We start from the raw sequence: 16,000 nt of genomic DNA on the forward strand, positions 1-16,000 counted from the left end.
ATCGCCGCCGCCCCGGGCCGCGAACGGCGGCGCGCTGATAGCAAATGGCCCAATAACCGCCCGGAAACGGCTTTTTATGACGAACGCCGCAAAGCAGTTGGCTTTGAGGCGTTTTTTTTGCCGCGATGGGCGGGCATACTAGGCCGTCCCTTTCCCTGGTGTCGCCCGCCTCTATGCTTCGCGCCCTGATTGCCCTTGCTCTGATCTGCCTGCTCCAACCGGCTTTTGCCGACGAGCGCGCGCAAACCCAACAACAGTTGGACGCCACGCGTCAGGACATTGCCGAGCTGAAGAAGCTGCTGGGCAAGCTGCAGGAAGAGAAGTCCGGGGTACAGAAAGAACTGCGCGGCACCGAAACCGAGATGGGCAAGCTGGAAAAGCAGGTCGAAGCCCTGCAGAAAGAGCTGAAGAAAAGCGAAACCGAGCTGCAGCGACTCGATGAGGAGAAAAAAAAACTCCAGAGCGCGCGCACTGAACAACAGCGACTGATCGCCATCCAGGCCCGCGCCGCCTACCAGAACGGGCGCCAGGAATACCTCAAGCTGCTGCTCAACCAGCAGAACCCGGAAAAATTCGCCCGCACCCTGACCTATTACGACTACCTGAGCCAGGCGCGCCTGGAGCAGTTGAAGAACTTCAACGAGACCCTGCGCCAGCTGGCCAATGTGGAAAAGGACATCTCCCTGCAGCAGGCCCAGTTGCTGGTGCAGAAAAGCAGCCTCGACACCCAGCGCGAAGAACTCGACAAGGTGCGCAAGGAACGCCAGCTGGCCCTGGCCAAGCTGAACAACGATGTGAAGGCCCGCGACGACAAGCTCAAGGCCCGCGAACAGGACCAGGCCGACCTGGCCAAGGTCCTGAAAACCATCGAGGAAACCCTGGCCCGCCAGGCCCGCGAGGCAGAGGAAGCGCGCCAGAAAGCGCTGATCGCCCAGCAGGAAGCCGAAAAAAAGCGTTTGCGTGAGGCTCAGGCCGACGCCAGCGATGCACCGCGCAAACCCGCAAGATCAAGCCCCGGCGCCCTGGTTTCCAGCGCCGGCCCGGCCTTCGGCGGTGCATTTGCTGCAGCCCGGGGAAAACTTCCATGGCCCGTTGATGGTCGACTGCTGGCACGCTTTGGTGAAACCCGTGGCGACGACTCCCGCTCCAAGTGGGACGGTGTGATGATCAGCGCCGCCGCCGGCAGCCAGGTGCACGCCGTGCACGGTGGCCGCGTGGTGTTCGCCGACTGGCTGCGTGGTGCCGGCCTGCTGGTGATCCTCGATCACGGCAACGGCTACCTGAGCCTCTACGGGCACAACCAGACGCTGCTCAAAGAAGCCGGCGACGTGGTCAAGGCCGGAGAGTCCATCTCCACCGTCGGTAATAGTGGCGGACAGGACACTCCTGCGCTGTACTTTGCAATTCGTCAGCAGGGCCGCCCCAGCGACCCGGCACAGTGGTGCCACGCGCAAGGATAAGCGCTGCATCTAAATTAGGAGTTCGTTCGACATGCTGCATTTGTCCCGCCTTACCTCGCTGGCCCTGACGATCGCCCTGGTGATCGGAGCGCCTCAGGCGTTTGCCGCCGAAACCGCTCAATCAGCGACCGCCGCGACCACCAAGGCGCCTTTGCCGCTGGAAGAGCTGCGCACCTTCGCCGAGGTCATGGACCGCATCAAGGCCGCGTATGTCGAACCCGTAGACGACAAGACCCTGCTGGAGAATGCCATCAAGGGCATGCTCAGCAACCTTGATCCGCATTCGGCCTACCTGGGCCCGGAAGACTTCGCCGAACTGCAGGAAAGTACCAGCGGTGAATTCGGCGGCCTGGGCATCGAAGTCGGCGCCGAAGACGGCTTTATCAAAGTGGTCTCGCCGATCGACGACACCCCGGCCTCCAAGGCCGGGATCCAGGCCGGCGACCTGATCGTCAAGATCAACGGCCAGCCGACCCGCGGCCAGACCATGACCGAAGCCGTGGACAAGATGCGCGGCAAGATCGGCCAGAAGATCACCCTGACCCTGGTGCGCGACGGCGGCACGCCGTTCGACGTGACCCTGGCCCGCGCCACCATCCAGGTGAAAAGCGTGAAGAGCCAGTTGCTGGAGTCGGGCTACGGCTATATCCGCATCACCCAGTTCCAGGTCAAGACCGGCGAGGAAGTCTCCAAGGCCCTGGCCAAGCTGCGCAAGGACAACGGCAAGAAGCTCAACGGCATCATCCTCGACCTGCGCAACAACCCGGGCGGCGTGCTGCAAGCCGCGGTGGAAGTGGTCGACCACTTCATCACCAAGGGCCTGATCGTCTACACCAAGGGCCGCATCGCCAACTCCGAGCTGCGCTTCTCTGCCACCGGCAAGGACGAAAGCGAAGCCGTGCCGATGGTGGTGCTGATCAACGGCGGCAGCGCCTCGGCTTCGGAAATCGTCGCCGGCGCCCTGCAAGACCAGAAACGCGCGGTGCTGATGGGCACCACCAGCTTCGGCAAGGGCTCGGTGCAGACCGTGCTGCCGCTGAACAACGACCGCGCGCTGAAGATCACCACCGCGCTGTACTTCACCCCCAACGGCCGCTCGATCCAGGCCCAGGGCATCGTTCCGGACATCGAAGTACGCCGCGCCAAGATCACCAGCGAAGCCCAGGACGGCGAGTACTTCAAGGAAGCCGACCTGCAGGGTCACCTGGGCAACGGCAACGGCGGCGCCGACAAGCCGAGCGGTTCGGCGAACAAGGCCAAGCCGATGCCGCAGGATGACGACTACCAGCTGGCCCAGGCCCTGAGCCTGCTCAAGGGGCTGAGCATCACTCGCGGCAAGTGATTGAACCCTTCGCCGGCAAGCCGGCTCCTACAGGAGCCGGCTTGTGTAGGAGCTGGCTCGCCAGCGAAGCGCCCGCCAGGGCGCCCATTCCCCTATAAGGCCCGATTCCGATCCCCATGATTTCCCGCCGCCCATTCCTGTTCCGCCCGCTCTGGGCCCCGCTGCTGGCCCTGCTGTGCCTCTTCACTGCTGCGACCCACGCTGCCGAACCGGCACCTGCGGCACCCAAGGCCTACCTGAGCCTGATCATCGACGACCTCGGCCAGAACCTGCCCCGGGACCGCCGGGTATTGGCCCTGCCCGGCCCGGTGACCACGGCGATCATGCCCGACACGCCCCACGCCGCCGAGTTCGCCCGCGAAGCTCACCGGGCCGGCAAGATCGTCATCCTGCACATGCCCATGGACCCGGCCACCGGCCCCTTCGCCTGGCACCCCGAACTGCCCATCGAGGAACTGCAGAAACGCCTGGACGCCGCCTTCCAGGCCGTGCCCTACACCAGCGGCATCAACAACCACATGGGCAGCCGCATGACCGCCCAACCGCAAGCCATGGCCTGGCTGATGGCCGACTTGCAGCGACGCCACAAATTTTTCGTCGACAGCCGCACCAGCGCCCAGACGGTCGCCGCCGCCGAAGCGCAGAAGATCGGCCTGGCCAGTGTTTCCCGGGATGTATTCCTGGATGACGAACGCACCGAAGCAGCGATCAGCCAACAGTTGCAAACAGCCATCAAGCTGGCGCGCAAACAGGGCTCGGCGGTGATGATCGGCCACCCTTACCCACAGACCCTGGCCGTGCTCGAACGCGAGCTGCCCACGCTCAAGGCCCAGGGCATCGAGTGGATCGATATCAAGTCGATGATCAGTCTGCGCAGCAACGAAGCCATGGCCGGGCATGGCAAAAATGGCAAGTACAGATAGGGCAGCGGCAAGCCTCAAGCTGCAAGACGCTTGCAGCTTCAAGCTTGTAGCTTGCAGCTGCTCCCCTACAGATAACGCCCCATGATTTCTTCCACCAGCCCCTCTTTGCGCATCTGCTCCAGGGCCGCCTGAAGCTTGGCCACCACCTCGTCAGGCACGTCCTTGTTCAGGGCCAGGTACAGCTCGGCGCTGTTGAAGCGCAACACAGTCTTGAGGCCGCTGATGCCTTCCTGCTTGGCCAGGTAACGTCCGGCCGGGTCGCCGGTGGCCCACAGGTCGATCTGCCCCGCCAGCAGCTTCCTGGCGTTGTCCTGGTCGCGTAGCACCACTTGCGGCGCCAGCCCCTGCTTGGTCAGGGTCTCGGCTATTGCATCGCCCTTGTAGGCGCCGATCTTGTACTTGCGCGCCTGCTCCAGGGATTCGAGGCTGATGGTGCTGTCGCCCTTGGCCAGCATGATCCAGTCGTCCGGGCCGATCGGGCCGACCCACTTGAACAGCGATTCGCGATCCGGCAGACGCGCCATGACAAACACGCCATACCCCGGCTGCTCCAGGGCCTGCTTGTAGATGCGTTCCCAGGGGAAGCGCAGGGTCAGGCTGTAGTTGATCCCGGCACGCTTGAACATTTCGCGGACGATATCCACGGCAATGCCGTTGATATTTTCGCCCTGGGCAAAGTTCTTGCCGTTCTTGGCCATGTTGTAAGGGGGGAAGTTTTCGGTCAGCAACACCAGGGAGGTGTCGGTCGGCTCAGCTGCGCGGGCAAGGCCGCAAAGAACAAGCGAAACGCTGGCGACCACCACTAGAAGAGGTTTGAACATGACGGGCTACCGGAATCCATGGCGTGCTCAAGAGTGCCGTGAGCCCGCCATGCTGTCCAGTGGCTATCGCACAACAATCCCGCGCTGAGCCATGTAGGCCTTGGCCTCGGGAACGGTGTATTCACCGAAGTGAAAAATGCTCGCCGCCAGCACCGCGCTGGCGTGGCCTTCGATGATGCCGTCAGCCAGATGCTGGAGGTTGCCGACGCCGCCGGAGGCGATCACCGGAATTCCCAGGGCATCGCTGATGGCCCGGGTCACGCCCAGGTCGAAGCCGTTTTTCATGCCGTCCTGATCCATGCTGGTGAGGAGGATTTCACCGGCCCCCAGGCCTTCCATCTTCTTCGCCCACTCCACCGCGTCCAGCCCGGTGGGTTTGCGTCCGCCATGGGTGAAGATTTCCCAGCGCGGGGTTTCACCCGGGCCGGAGACCTTCTTCGCGTCGATGGCGACCACGATGCATTGCGAGCCGAAATGCTGCGCCGCTTCACCAACAAACTCGGGGTTGAACACCGCCGCGGTATTGATCGAAACCTTGTCGGCACCGGCATTGAGCAGGTTGCGGATGTCTTGCACGGTGCGTACGCCACCACCCACGGTCAGCGGGATGAACACCTGGCTGGCCATGCGCTCGACGGTGTGCAAGGTGGTGTCGCGGCCATCAACGCTGGCGGTGATGTCGAGGAAGGTGATTTCGTCGGCACCCTGCTCATCGTAGCGACGGGCGATTTCCACCGGGTCGCCGGCATCGCGGATGTTCTCGAACTTGACGCCCTTGACCACCCGGCCGTTGTCCACGTCCAGGCAAGGGATGATGCGTTTGGCTAAGGCCATGGGCTTAATCTCCGATGAAGAGTTGCAAGCTGCAAGCTACAAGCGGCAAGTAAGAGCCGATCGCGGTCGGGCTTTGACTTGCCGCTTGCAGCTTATGACTTGCAGCTGGTCGCGTAGCCATCACAAAAGGCCTGGGCTTCTGCCACATCCAGCGTGCCTTCATAGATCGCGCGGCCCGTAATGGCGCCGATGATCCCCGGAGCCTTGGCATCCAACAGGGCCTTGATGTCGCCCAGGTTGTGGATGCCGCCGGAGGCGATCACCGGAATTTTGGTGGCCGCCGCCAGGGCCGCAGTGAACGGCACGTTGCAGCCCTGCATCATGCCGTCTTTGGCGATGTCGGTATAAACGATGGCGGACACGCCGTCGGCTTCGAAGCGCTTGGCCAGGTCGATCACCTGCACGCTGCTGACTTCAGCCCAGCCGTCGGTGGCGACGAAACCGTCCTTGGCGTCCAGGCCGACGATGACCTTGCCCGGGAACGCGCGGCAGGCCTCGGCAACGAACTCCGGCTCCTTGACCGCCTTGGTGCCGATGATCACGTAGCTCACGCCAGCCTTGACGTAGTGTTCGATGGTTTCCAGGGAGCGGATACCGCCGCCGATCTGGATCGGCAGGTTCGGGTAGCGCTTGGCGATCGCGGTGACCACCTCGCCGTTGACCGGCTGGCCTTCGAAGGCACCGTTCAGGTCCACCAGATGCAGGCGCCGGCAACCCCCTTCAACCCACTTGGCAGCCATGCTCACCGGGTCATCGGAGAACACCGTGGAGTCTTCCATGCGGCCCTGGCGCAGACGCACACAGGCGCCGTCCTTGAGATCGATAGCGGGAATAATCAGCATGCTTTTTCCTTCGTCAAAAGAGCTGCAAGCTGCAAGCAACAAGCTGCAAGCATGCGTGTCTGTTGTTCTTGCAGCTTGAAGCTTGGAGCTTTCAGCTGCTCTTCTCTAATGCCCACAGGTCGCTTTCGATGCTTTCGAACCTCTCTTTGAGGTGCGTCTGCACATCGAAAATCGCCCGGTTGTAATAGTGCGGAGCAATTTCGCGGGTAAACAGCTCAAGAATCTCCGCTGCCTCGAACGAGCCCAGGTCGAGCTCGAAGCGCTCTTCCATGAAACGCTTGATCTTGTACGTCGCCTCACGCTCCTGTTCGGCAGTGAGGCTCAGGATCGGCGGCTTGGATTTCTTGATCGCCATTTACCAGCGACCGTCCCAGGCGGCGAAATTCTGCAGCAATTGCAGGCCGTGGGTATGGCTCTTCTCCGGGTGGAACTGCACGGCGAAACGCGAACCGTCGGCCAGCGCCGCGGCGAAATCCACCCCGTAGTGACCGCTGCCCACCACCTGCCGCGCGTTGCCGGCGTTGATGTAGTAGCTGTGCACGAAGTAGAAGCGCGCCAGGTCCGGAATGCTGTGCCACAGCGGGTGATCCACCGCCTGCCTCACTTCGTTCCAGCCCATGTGCGGCACCTTCAGGTGCTCGCCGTCCTCGATCAGGCCCTTGCCGAAGAACTTCACCTGGCCGGGAAACAGGCCGATGCAGTCGACGCCATCGTTCTCTTCGCTGTGGTCGAGCAAAGCTTGCATGCCCACGCAGATCCCGAGGAACGGACGATCCTGGCTGACTTCACGCACCAGGGAATCGAAGCCCAGGCGGCGAATCTCGGCCATGCAATCGCGAATCGCGCCCACGCCGGGAAACACCACCCGGTCGGCTTCGCGAATCACGCTGGCATCGCTGGTGATCAGCACCTTGCCGGCGCCCACGTGCTCCAGGGCCTTGGCCACCGAGTGCAGGTTGCCCATGCCGTAGTCGATAACGGCGACGGTCTGCATTACAGCACGCCCTTGGTGGACGGCATCTGGCCGGCCATGCGCTCGTCCAGCTCCACCGCCATGCGCAGTGCACGGCCGAAGGCCTTGAACACGGTCTCGATCTGGTGGTGCGTGTTGGTGCCGCGCAAGGTGTCGATGTGCAGGGTCACGTTGGCGTGGTTGACGAAGCCCTGGAAGAATTCCTGGAACAGGTCAACGTCGAAACCACCGACAGTGGCGCGGGTGAAGGGCACGTGCATCTGCAGGCCGGGGCGGCCGGAGAAGTCGATCACCACGCGGGACAGGGCTTCATCCAGCGGCACATAGGCGTGGCCGTAGCGACGGATGCCTTTCTTGTCGCCGATGGCCTTGCTGAACGCCTGGCCGAGGGTGATACCGACATCCTCCACAGTGTGGTGGTCGTCGATATGCAGGTCGCCCTTGCTTTCGATGTCCAGGTCGATCAGCCCGTGCCGGGCGATCTGGTCCAGCATGTGCTCAAGGAAGGGCACGCCGATATCGAATCGGGCCTTTCCGGTGCCATCCAGGTTGATCGAGGCTTTGATCTGGGTTTCCAGAGTGTCGCGCTCGACAGATGCCTTACGTTCGGCCATCACCAGCTCCGCAAAATCATTGGGCGAAAAAGGCGAATAGTATAGGCCCGACGGCGGCTAAACAGAAACACGCTGGACAATATCCTGACGGGCGCCAGCCAATGGTTACGGGGCTGTACCTGTCATGACAAGCGGTGATGCGCTCGTCGGCCAACCGGCTCCCAGGCAGGAGCTGGCTGGCCAGCGAAGCCCTTAATGGAACAGCACGGCCGTCTTCTGCAGCGTCACCCACACGCCCCACGCCAGGGGAATGCCCACCACCAGCCAGGCAGCGATCACCACCGGCAGGCTGGCGGACGAAGCTTTCCACTCCAGCACGACACCGTTGTCGGCGCCCTTGTCGTGGCCCAGGGCCTGTTCGGCCGCCAGTTGTTCGTCGGTCATGAAGTACTTGTCGGCCACCGGGCGCACCAGCAGGTTGCACAGGAAGCCCAGCACCAGCAGGCCGGCGAGGATGTACAGGGTGATGTCGTAGGCCGCGGCGCGCTCGACGCCGATGCTCAGCTGGTACTCGCGCAGGTAGTTCACCAGCACCGGGCCCAGCACGCCCGCCGCCGCCCAGGCAGTCAGCAGGCGACCGTGGATCGCGCCCACCATCTGCGTGCCGAACAGGTCGGCTAGGTAGGCCGGAACCGTGGCGAAACCACCGCCGTACATCGACAGGATGATGCAGAACGCCGCCACGAACAGGGCGATATTGCCCAGGTGGCCGAGGTTCGGAATCAGCGCATACAGGGCAAAACCCAGGGCGAAGAACACGAAATAGGTGTTCTTGCGGCCCAGGTAGTCGGAGAACGACGCCCAGAAGAATCGCCCGCCAATGTTGAACAGGCTCAGCAGGCCGGTGAAGCCGGCGGCGATGGCGGCGATCTGCGCCAGTTGCCCGGCATCCAGCTGACTGAAGGTCAGGTCATTGCCCAGCAGCTTGCCGGCGAACACTTCCTGCAGCAGCGGCGAGGCCATGCCGAGAATGCCGATACCGGCCGATACGTTGAGGCACAGCACCAGCCAGACCAGGCGGAACTGCGGAGTCTTCCAGGCCACGTTCACGTGGACATGGCGGTGGGTGATCATCGCGTTGGCGGCTTTCTTCGCCGGCGCGGCCCAGCCTTCAGGTTTCCAGCCGGTAGGCGGAACCCGGTACGCCAGGGCGCCACCGATCATGAACACGAAATAGATCGCGGCCATCACCAGGAAGCTCTGCCACACGCCGACACTGGTAGGCGTGGCGAAGTGGCTCATCAGGGCTGCCGCCAGGGGCGCTCCCACCATGGCACCGCCGCCAAATCCCATGATCGCCATGCCGGTAGCCATGCCGCGCTTGTCCGGGAACCACTTGATCAGGGTCGACACCGGGGAGATATAGCCCAGGCCCAGGCCGATACCGCCAATGACCCCAGAGCCGATCCACATCAGCCAGATCTGGTGGGTGTAGATCCCCAATGCCGAGATCAGCAGGCCGCCGCACCAGCACAACGCGGAAACCACACCGGCCTTGCGCGGCCCGGCGTGTTCCAGCCACCCGCCCCAGATCGCTGCCGAGCAGCCGAGGAAAATGAAGAACAGGGTGTAGATCCAGCCGAGCATGGAGATCGGCCAGTCGCACTGGGACGAAAAGATCTGCGCGATAAAGCCCATGCCGGGCTCGCAGGCCACTGGCGCACTGATACCCAGGGCCTTGGACAGCGGCAGCCAGAACACCGAGAAGCCATAGGCCATGCCGATGCACAGGTGGATGGCCAGGGCGGCCGGTGGAACCAGCCAGCGGTTGAAACCAGGCTTGGCGATGATGCGTTCTTTGGACAAGAACGCTGGCTGAGCGGTCGAACTGGCCACCGCGGTGCTAGTGCTCATGGATGTTTCCCCCAATTATTAGAATTGTTCATCGACCACTCTTCTGCGACGACCTTGGCACGCAGGCGCGGTCGTTTTATTGAGTAAAGCTGCATTTTTGCAGGCGCGACATTAAGTCGCAGAAGGACGAACGAACCGCGAGAGGTTACCATTTGCGACGCGCTAAAAAACCAGACTGCTACCACCTTTTTTTGCCGCGACTGCTTCGTTCGGCCTCGCCAGAATGATGCCCAGGGCCTGCAGGCGGCCCTGTTCGCCAGCACGCCGGCCCCTGGCTGAAAACCCGACGCGCCATGGTGCGGACCTGCCAGCGAAGGCCCCAGCCACGGCCCCCAAACAGGAAATCCCATGCCCATTCTTGTCGAATCGCTGTGCAACGCCAGCTATCAGGATCAGCAAGACCTGCAGAAGATCTACCAGGACGCCCCGCACTGGCTGTTTGCGCCTCAACGCGACGCACAGGAGCTGATCGACAGCGGCCTGCGCGACGGCGAACTGCTCACCGCCCGCTTCAATGACCGCTTGCTGGGCGCCGCACGCCTGCAACGGCACCCGGACGGCTGGCACCTGTCACAGCTGTGCGTGCGCAGAATCACCCGGCGCCGCGGGGTGGCCGAGCGCCTGCTGAGCGAGGCCCAGAAAATGGCTCGCGCCCAGGGCACAACCTTGCACCTGCTAGCGCCCGCCGGGCATCTGGAGGCTCAGGCCCTGGCGAGCAAAATGCACCTGCCGCTGAAAAAACTGTAAGCGCAATGGCTGACCAGCCGTCAGGTTCAGAGCGCTATACTCCCCGGCTAAATTTTGAATTCGACATACAAGGACTCGCCCATGAAAGCGTTCGGCAAAATCCTGGGTCTGGTCATTCTCGGGCTGTTGCTGATCATCGTGGCTCTGGGCTTCGCCCTGACCCACCTGTTTGATCCCAACGATTACAAAGACGAGATTCGCCAGATTGCCCGCGACAAGGCCCACATCGAGCTGACGCTCAATGGCGATATCGGCTGGAGCCTGTTCCCCTGGCTGGGCCTGGAACTGCACGATGCCGGAGTGGCCACCCTGGCCAACCCGACCCAACCCTTCGCCGACCTGCAGATGCTCGGCCTGTCAGTGCGCGTCCTGCCGCTGCTGCGCCGCGAAGTGCAGATGAGCGATGTCCGGGTCGAAGGCCTGAACCTGCGCCTGACCCGCAACAAGGACGGCCACGGCAACTGGCAGGACATCGGCAAGGTAGCGCCGACCGACAAGCAGGCCGAGACCCCGGCCACCAGCACCGGCGACGCCAGCCAGGCCCCGGCCGGCGCAGAGAAACCCTCGCAGCCGATCCGCCTGGACATCGACAGCCTGACCGTGAACAACGCGCGGGTTGAATACAACGATGAACAGACCGACAAGCAGTTCACCGCCGAAAGCATCCAGCTGAGCACCGGGCCGATTCACGAAGCCAGCAGCACCCCGGTCAAGCTCACCGCCTTCCTCGCCAGCACCCAGCCGGCGGTGCGCGTGCGCACCGAGCTCAATGGCGAGCTGCGCTTCGACCGCGCCCTGCAGCGCTACCAGTTCGAAGACATGCGCCTGTCCGGCGAGGCCACCGGCGACCCGCTGCAAGGCAAGACCGTGACCTTCGCCGCCCAGGGCCAGCTGTTGCTGGACAAGGCCGCCAACGTCGGCCAGTGGACCGGGCTGAAAGTCTCCCTCAACCAACTGCGCGCCCTGGGCGAGCTGAAGGTCAATGACCTGGACAAGACCCCGCAGATCAGCGGCGGGATTTCCATCGCCCAGTTCGACCTGGCGAAATTCGTCGACAGCATCGGCCAGACCCTGCCGGCCATGGCCGAAGGCAGCCTGAGCAAGGTCGAGCTGGTCAGCCGCCTGCAAGGCACGCCCAGCAGCCTGGCCCTGGAAGACCTGAACCTGAAGCTCGACGACAGCACCTTCAGCGGCCGCCTGGCCATCGAGGACTTCGACAAGCAAGCCCTGCGCGCCCAGCTCAAGGCCGACACCTTCAACGTCGACCGCTACCTGCCGCCCAAGTCTGCCGCCGCCAACAGTGCCGCCACTGCGCGCAAGGCTGAAGTGCAGAGCAGCGAAGCCGACGCCATGGCCGGCGCCGGCACCACGCCGCTGCCTAACTCGCCGACCAAGGGCGCCTGGAGCACCGACAAACTGCTGCCGGTGGAACGCCTGAACAAGCTCGACGTCGACGCCGACCTGAGCTTCGGCCAACTGACCCTGGACAAGCTGCCGATTCAAAACGCCGCGCTCAAGGCCAGCGGCCAGGGCGGCCTGCTGAAACTGTCCAGCCTGCGCGGCGAGCTGTACAACGGCAGCTTCGAGGCCAGCGGCACCCTCGATGTGCGCCAGAGCACACCGCAGTTGAACCTGCAGACCAAGATCAACCGGGTGCCGGTGGAACGCATCCTCGAAAGCCAGGGCCAGACACCTCCAGTCAAGGGCCTGGTGACCCTCAACAGCAACCTCAGCGGCAATGGCAACAGCCAGAAAGCGCTGATCGACAGCCTCAACGGCAGCGCCAGTTTCGTCATCAACAACGGCGTGCTGCTCAACGCCAACATCGAGCAGCAACTGTGCCAGGGCATCGCCGTGCTCAACCGCAAGAACCTCACCAGCACGCCCCGGGGCAAGGACACGCCCTTCCAGGAGCTCAAGGGCAACCTGACGCTGCGCAACGGCGTGGCCAGCAACCCGGACCTGAAAGTGCGCATCCCCGGCCTGAGCGTCAACGGCAATGGTGATATCGACCTGCGGGTACTGGGCATGGACTACCGGGTCGGCATCGTCGTCGAGGGCGACCTCAGCAATAACCCCGACCCGGCCTGCCAGGTCGGTGAACGCTTCACCGGCGTTGAACTGCCGCTGCGCTGCCGCGGGCCGCTGGAGCTGGGGGCCAAGGCCTGCCGCCTGGACAAGGACGGCCTGGGCCAGGTCGCGGCCAAACTGGCCGGTGACCGGCTGCAGCAGAAAATCGACGAGAAACTGGGTGACAAAGTCAGCCCGGAACTGAAAAACGCGCTCAAGGGGCTGTTCAAACGATGAGAGCCGAGGCGTTTTCAACGGCGGTGCTGGACTGGTACGACCGCCACGGCCGCCATGACCTGCCCTGGCAGCAGGACATCAACCCGTATCGGGTGTGGGTCTCGGAGATCATGCTGCAGCAGACCCAGGTCAGCACCGTGCTCAACTACTTCGACCGCTTCATGGCCTCGCTGCCCACAGTGCAGGCCCTGGCCGAAGCCCCGGAAGACGAAGTGCTGCACCTGTGGACCGGCCTGGGCTACTACACCCGGGCGCGCAACCTGCAAAAGACCGCGAAGATCGTCATGGCCGAGCACGGCGGCGAGTTCCCCCGGGACGTGGAAAAACTCACCGAGCTGCCGGGCATCGGCCTGTCCACTGCCGGCGCCATCGCCAGCATCAGCATGGGCCTGCGGGCGCCAATCCTCGACGGCAACGTCAAGCGGGTGCTGGCACGCTTCACCGCCCAGGAGGGCTACCCGGGCGAACCCAAGGTCGCCAAACAGCTGTGGGCCGCCGCGGAGCGCTTCACGCCCCACAGCCGGGTCAACCACTACACCCAGGCGATGATGGACCTGGGGGCGACCCTCTGTACCCGGAGCAAGCCCAGCTGCCTGCTGTGCCCCCTGGAGCGCGGCTGCGAAGCCCACATGCTCGGCCTGGAAACCCGCTACCCGATTCCCAAGCCGCGCAAGGAGGTGCCGCAGAAGCGCACCCTGATGCCGATGCTGGCCAACCGCGAAGGCGCCATCCTGCTTTACCGGCGGCCCTCCAGCGGCCTCTGGGGCGGCTTGTGGAGCCTGCCAGAACTGGATGGCCTGGACGATATCCCGCACCTGGCCTCGCAGCACGCCCTGGAACTGGGCCAGCAACAGCAGATGCCGGATCTGCTCCACACCTTCAGTCACTTCCAACTGGCCATCGAGCCCTGGCTGATCCGGGTCGAAGAGTCGGCCCTGCACGTCGCCGAGGCCGATTGGCTCTGGTATAACCTCGCCACCCCGCCGCGCCTGGGCCTTGCCGCCCCGGTGAAAAAACTGCTGAAGCGCGCGGCCGAAGTCTTGAATGCAGGAGAGTCGTCATGACCCGCACCGTAATGTGCCGCAAATACCAGGAAGAACTGCCGGGCCTGGAGCGCCCTCCCTACCCGGGCGCCAAGGGCCAGGACATTTTCGAACACGTCTCGGCCAAGGCCTGGGCCGACTGGCAGAAACACCAGACCCTGCTGATCAACGAAAAGCGCCTGAACATGATGAATGCCGAAGACCGCAAATATCTGCAGGGCGAGATGGACAAATTTTTCTCCGGCGAGGAATACGCCAAGGCCGAAGGCTACGTGCCACCGGCTGAGTAAAACCCGCACAAAATCGGGGGCGGAACGTAAGCGGCGGTAATAATTAAACTTTTTTTCAAAACTTGCTTGACGCCCCCCTGAAAAACCCGTTTAATGCGCCCCGTTGCCCAGATAGCTCAGTCGGTAGAGCAGGGGATTGAAAATCCCCGTGTCGGCGGTTCGATTCCGTCTCTGGGCACCACCTTCAGCTTTCAGGTGGTGTTTACATCACGTGAAAGCAACCAGAAAACCCGCCTAGTGCGGGTTTTTTGTTGCCTGAGATTTAGCCCCTCCCCGTATAACCTGCATCGCCAAGAGCGTTGCACCCCGACAGAAATACCCCGATACCCCATGACCCAGCTCAAGTCGTGACTTGCTGGCACTCTCCTCAGTTTGCCAATCCGTCAGGCTGCCCTCTGTGGAGGTTCATATGAGTCAGGCAAGTACGTGGAACAATCCCGATACCCACCTTCTTCCGCTGATCGACAGCCTCGGTGAATTGATCCGTCAATCACGCCGACAGGCACTACGCACCGTCGATACGCTTCAGGTACAAACCTGCTGGCAAATCGGCCGGCACATCGTGGAGTTTGAGCAAGGCGGCGCCGAACGGGCGACCTATGGAAAGCGCCTGCTGCCAGAACTGGCAAAGGTACTGAGCGCAGAGTTTGGCAAAGGCTTCGACGCTACCAACTTGCGGCATATGCGCGGTTTTTTCTGAGCGTCGAAAAATGCGACGCACTGCGTCGCGAATTGAGCTGGACCCACTATCGCTTGCTTCTAAGAGTCGAAAGCCAGCACGCGCGCCAGTGGTATATGCACGAAGCCGCGACACAGGGCTGGTCAACCCGAGCCCTGGAACGCCAGATCGGCACGCTCTATTACGAACGCCTCCTGAGTAGCCAGGATCGCGCCCCTGTCGAGCAAGAGGCGGCCATCAATATTCAAGCCCTGGGCAAGACTCCAAGGGAGTTTGTCCGCGATCCTGTGCTGTTGGAGTTTCTTGGAGTACCCAGCCCTGCCAACCTGCTGGAGAACGATCTGGAGCAGGCGCTGATCAATCAGTTGCAAGCCTTCCTGCTTGAACTGGGCAAGGGCTTCGCCTTTGTTGCTCGTCAACAACGTATCAGCACCGAGAGCAAAGACTTCTACCTCGATCTGGTGTTCTACAACTACCTGCTCAAATGTTTCGTGGTCTTCGATCTCAAGCGTGGCGAACTCAGCCATCAGGATATTGGCCAGATGGATATGTACGTGCGCCTTTACGACGACCTCAAACGCGGGGCGGATGACGGACCTACCGTGGGCATCATTTTATGCACACAAAAAGACGAATCCATGGTTCGTTATTCCGTGCTACACGGGCATGAGCAGCTGTTTGCAAGCAAGTACAAGCTAGTACTGCCCAGCGAAGAGCAACTGCGTGATGAGCTGGACCGCGAGCGAGCCAGGATCGAAGAGCGCCTACTGGCGCAAACTGACCAGGTACTGCCGGGAAGCCGATAAGCGCCGCAGATGCTCTCAGGCCGGTTTGAAGGCGGTCAGATTCGTATCGACCCTGACCGCATACGCATTACCTGCCTGCGCTGATCAGAAGGCTCTGCCAGCACTCTCCAGCGCCTGCCCCTGAGCCACATCGAGCAGGGCCACGCCATCACCGAGCAGCAGCGAGGCGATGTCGGCGATCTGGAACAGGTCGCTGGCGTCAGCCGTTTGCGCGGTCATGCCGGACAGGCTGTTCATCAGTTTGTGAAGGGCGCGGATGCGCTGATCGGCGCAGGCCAGAAGATCGACCAGCGGCGCATGAGGATTGATCAGCAGGACGGGGTTGTCCGCTGGCGTGTGTTGAAGAGGGATATATCCGTTCATTGATGTAGCTCCGTGCGTTAGGGAAGCTCCCCCCAAGCTCTCCTACAAGCTGGGTGGCAGCTGTACGCGGGGTAGGAGACCGGTCGCACAACCCGGCCACGC

The 16,000-nt window shown here is 62.7% G+C and carries 16 protein-coding genes, 1 tRNA gene and 1 pseudogene; 10 read left to right on the plus strand and 8 right to left on the minus strand.

Annotated features, from left to right (window positions below; all coding sequences use genetic code 11):
- Positions 1-173: 173 nt before the first annotated feature.
- The 3 genes from LXM55_RS18945 (at position 174) to LXM55_RS18955 (ending at position 3,725) form a co-directional block, all read left to right on the plus strand.
- Positions 174-1,460 carry a murein hydrolase activator EnvC family protein gene (locus LXM55_RS18945; protein WP_233321790.1) on the plus strand — a complete coding sequence of 429 codons (1,287 nt, stop codon included), beginning with the start codon at positions 174-176 and terminating at the stop codon, positions 1,458-1,460.
- Between the two features lie 31 nt (positions 1,461-1,491).
- Positions 1,492-2,802 carry a S41 family peptidase gene (locus LXM55_RS18950; RefSeq protein ID WP_233321791.1) on the plus strand — a complete coding sequence of 437 codons (1,311 nt, stop codon included), beginning with the start codon at positions 1,492-1,494 and terminating at the stop codon, positions 2,800-2,802.
- 116 nt (positions 2,803-2,918) lie between these two features.
- The gene (locus LXM55_RS18955) at positions 2,919-3,725 is read left to right on the plus strand and encodes a divergent polysaccharide deacetylase family protein (protein ID WP_233321792.1); all 807 of its coding nucleotides are present in this window, start codon (positions 2,919-2,921) and stop codon (positions 3,723-3,725) included.
- Positions 3,726-3,790: 65 nt separating this feature from the next.
- Here LXM55_RS18955 and LXM55_RS18960 read toward each other — a convergent pair whose 3' ends face one another.
- From LXM55_RS18960 to LXM55_RS18990, 7 genes are all read right to left on the minus strand, one after another.
- A complete protein-coding gene (locus tag LXM55_RS18960; protein WP_233321793.1) occupies positions 3,791-4,546 on the minus strand; it encodes a substrate-binding periplasmic protein in 756 nt (251 codons plus the stop codon).
- Positions 4,547-4,609: 63 nt separating this feature from the next.
- The gene (hisF, locus tag LXM55_RS18965; protein WP_015633827.1) at positions 4,610-5,380 is read right to left on the minus strand and encodes an imidazole glycerol phosphate synthase subunit HisF; all 771 of its coding nucleotides are present in this window, start codon (positions 5,378-5,380) and stop codon (positions 4,610-4,612) included.
- Positions 5,381-5,472: 92 nt separating this feature from the next.
- On the minus strand, positions 5,473-6,222 hold the full coding sequence (gene hisA / locus LXM55_RS18970; protein WP_233321794.1) for a 1-(5-phosphoribosyl)-5-[(5-phosphoribosylamino)methylideneamino]imidazole-4-carboxamide isomerase: 750 nt from the start codon (positions 6,220-6,222) through the stop codon (positions 5,473-5,475).
- A gap of 91 nt (positions 6,223-6,313) precedes the next feature.
- The gene (locus LXM55_RS18975; RefSeq protein WP_233321795.1) at positions 6,314-6,577 is read right to left on the minus strand and encodes a DUF2164 domain-containing protein; all 264 of its coding nucleotides are present in this window, start codon (positions 6,575-6,577) and stop codon (positions 6,314-6,316) included.
- Positions 6,578-7,216 carry an imidazole glycerol phosphate synthase subunit HisH gene (gene hisH, locus LXM55_RS18980; RefSeq protein ID WP_233321796.1) on the minus strand — a complete coding sequence of 213 codons (639 nt, stop codon included), beginning with the start codon at positions 7,214-7,216 and terminating at the stop codon, positions 6,578-6,580.
- Positions 7,216-7,809: an imidazoleglycerol-phosphate dehydratase HisB gene (hisB, locus tag LXM55_RS18985; protein ID WP_011058736.1), complete on the minus strand. Its 594-nt coding sequence runs from the start codon at positions 7,807-7,809 to the stop codon at positions 7,216-7,218. The genes hisH and hisB overlap by 1 nt, the downstream gene beginning before the upstream one ends.
- A gap of 192 nt (positions 7,810-8,001) precedes the next feature.
- On the minus strand, positions 8,002-9,663 hold the full coding sequence (locus LXM55_RS18990) for an OFA family MFS transporter (RefSeq protein ID WP_233321797.1): 1,662 nt from the start codon (positions 9,661-9,663) through the stop codon (positions 8,002-8,004).
- Positions 9,664-10,011: 348 nt separating this feature from the next.
- Here LXM55_RS18990 and LXM55_RS18995 point away from each other — a divergent pair, with 348 nt between their 5' ends.
- The 7 genes and pseudogenes from LXM55_RS18995 (at position 10,012) to LXM55_RS19025 (ending at position 15,535) form a co-directional block, all read left to right on the plus strand.
- Positions 10,012-10,410 (plus strand): acetyl-CoA sensor PanZ family protein, encoded by a 399-nt coding sequence (locus LXM55_RS18995; protein WP_233321798.1) that lies wholly within the window; start codon positions 10,012-10,014, stop codon positions 10,408-10,410.
- A gap of 81 nt (positions 10,411-10,491) precedes the next feature.
- The gene (locus LXM55_RS19000; RefSeq protein ID WP_233321799.1) at positions 10,492-12,717 is read left to right on the plus strand and encodes an AsmA family protein; all 2,226 of its coding nucleotides are present in this window, start codon (positions 10,492-10,494) and stop codon (positions 12,715-12,717) included.
- On the plus strand, positions 12,714-13,781 hold the full coding sequence (gene mutY / locus LXM55_RS19005) for an A/G-specific adenine glycosylase (protein WP_233321800.1): 1,068 nt from the start codon (positions 12,714-12,716) through the stop codon (positions 13,779-13,781). The genes LXM55_RS19000 and mutY overlap by 4 nt, the downstream gene beginning before the upstream one ends.
- Positions 13,778-14,050, plus strand: a complete 273-nt coding sequence (locus tag LXM55_RS19010; protein ID WP_047301095.1) for an oxidative damage protection protein — start codon at positions 13,778-13,780, stop codon at positions 14,048-14,050. The genes mutY and LXM55_RS19010 overlap by 4 nt, the downstream gene beginning before the upstream one ends.
- 105 nt (positions 14,051-14,155) lie before the next feature.
- Positions 14,156-14,231 (plus strand) — tRNA-Phe (locus tag LXM55_RS19015).
- Between the two features lie 228 nt (positions 14,232-14,459).
- Positions 14,460-14,860 (plus strand): annotated as a pseudogene (locus LXM55_RS19020) (DUF1016 N-terminal domain-containing protein); the annotation flags it as partial.
- Positions 14,846-15,535 (plus strand): PDDEXK nuclease domain-containing protein, encoded by a 690-nt coding sequence (locus tag LXM55_RS19025; RefSeq protein WP_233321992.1) that lies wholly within the window; start codon positions 14,846-14,848, stop codon positions 15,533-15,535. The pseudogene LXM55_RS19020 and the gene LXM55_RS19025, both read left to right, overlap by 15 nt.
- Positions 15,536-15,619: 84 nt before the next feature.
- Here the strand turns inward: LXM55_RS19025 and LXM55_RS19030 are convergent, their stop codons facing one another.
- The gene (locus LXM55_RS19030; RefSeq protein WP_233321801.1) at positions 15,620-15,898 is read right to left on the minus strand and encodes a hypothetical protein; all 279 of its coding nucleotides are present in this window, start codon (positions 15,896-15,898) and stop codon (positions 15,620-15,622) included.
- Between the last annotated feature and the right edge of the window lie 102 nt (positions 15,899-16,000).

Origin of the sequence: Pseudomonas sp. Au-Pse12 (assembly GCF_021341665.1) — a bacterium.
Classification (GTDB): Bacteria; Pseudomonadota; Gammaproteobacteria; order Pseudomonadales; family Pseudomonadaceae; genus Aquipseudomonas.

Coding starts and splice junctions, on each gene's coding strand:
- LXM55_RS18945 (WP_233321790.1), top strand. CDS start 174: ATGCTTCGCGCCCTGATTGCCCTTGCTCTGATCTGCCTGCTCCAACCG.
- LXM55_RS18950 (WP_233321791.1), top strand. CDS start 1,492: ATGCTGCATTTGTCCCGCCTTACCTCGCTGGCCCTGACGATCGCCCTG.
- LXM55_RS18955 (WP_233321792.1), top strand. CDS start 2,919: ATGATTTCCCGCCGCCCATTCCTGTTCCGCCCGCTCTGGGCCCCGCTG.
- LXM55_RS18960 (WP_233321793.1), bottom strand. CDS start 4,546: ATGTTCAAACCTCTTCTAGTGGTGGTCGCCAGCGTTTCGCTTGTTCTT.
- hisF (WP_015633827.1), bottom strand. CDS start 5,380: ATGGCCTTAGCCAAACGCATCATCCCTTGCCTGGACGTGGACAACGGC.
- hisA (WP_233321794.1), bottom strand. CDS start 6,222: ATGCTGATTATTCCCGCTATCGATCTCAAGGACGGCGCCTGTGTGCGT.
- LXM55_RS18975 (WP_233321795.1), bottom strand. CDS start 6,577: ATGGCGATCAAGAAATCCAAGCCGCCGATCCTGAGCCTCACTGCCGAA.
- hisH (WP_233321796.1), bottom strand. CDS start 7,216: ATGCAGACCGTCGCCGTTATCGACTACGGCATGGGCAACCTGCACTCG.
- hisB (WP_011058736.1), bottom strand. CDS start 7,809: ATGGCCGAACGTAAGGCATCTGTCGAGCGCGACACTCTGGAAACCCAG.
- LXM55_RS18990 (WP_233321797.1), bottom strand. CDS start 9,663: ATGAGCACTAGCACCGCGGTGGCCAGTTCGACCGCTCAGCCAGCGTTC.
- LXM55_RS18995 (WP_233321798.1), top strand. CDS start 10,012: ATGCCCATTCTTGTCGAATCGCTGTGCAACGCCAGCTATCAGGATCAG.
- LXM55_RS19000 (WP_233321799.1), top strand. CDS start 10,492: ATGAAAGCGTTCGGCAAAATCCTGGGTCTGGTCATTCTCGGGCTGTTG.
- mutY (WP_233321800.1), top strand. CDS start 12,714: ATGAGAGCCGAGGCGTTTTCAACGGCGGTGCTGGACTGGTACGACCGC.
- LXM55_RS19010 (WP_047301095.1), top strand. CDS start 13,778: ATGACCCGCACCGTAATGTGCCGCAAATACCAGGAAGAACTGCCGGGC.
- LXM55_RS19025 (WP_233321992.1), top strand. CDS start 14,846: ATGCACGAAGCCGCGACACAGGGCTGGTCAACCCGAGCCCTGGAACGC.
- LXM55_RS19030 (WP_233321801.1), bottom strand. CDS start 15,898: ATGAACGGATATATCCCTCTTCAACACACGCCAGCGGACAACCCCGTC.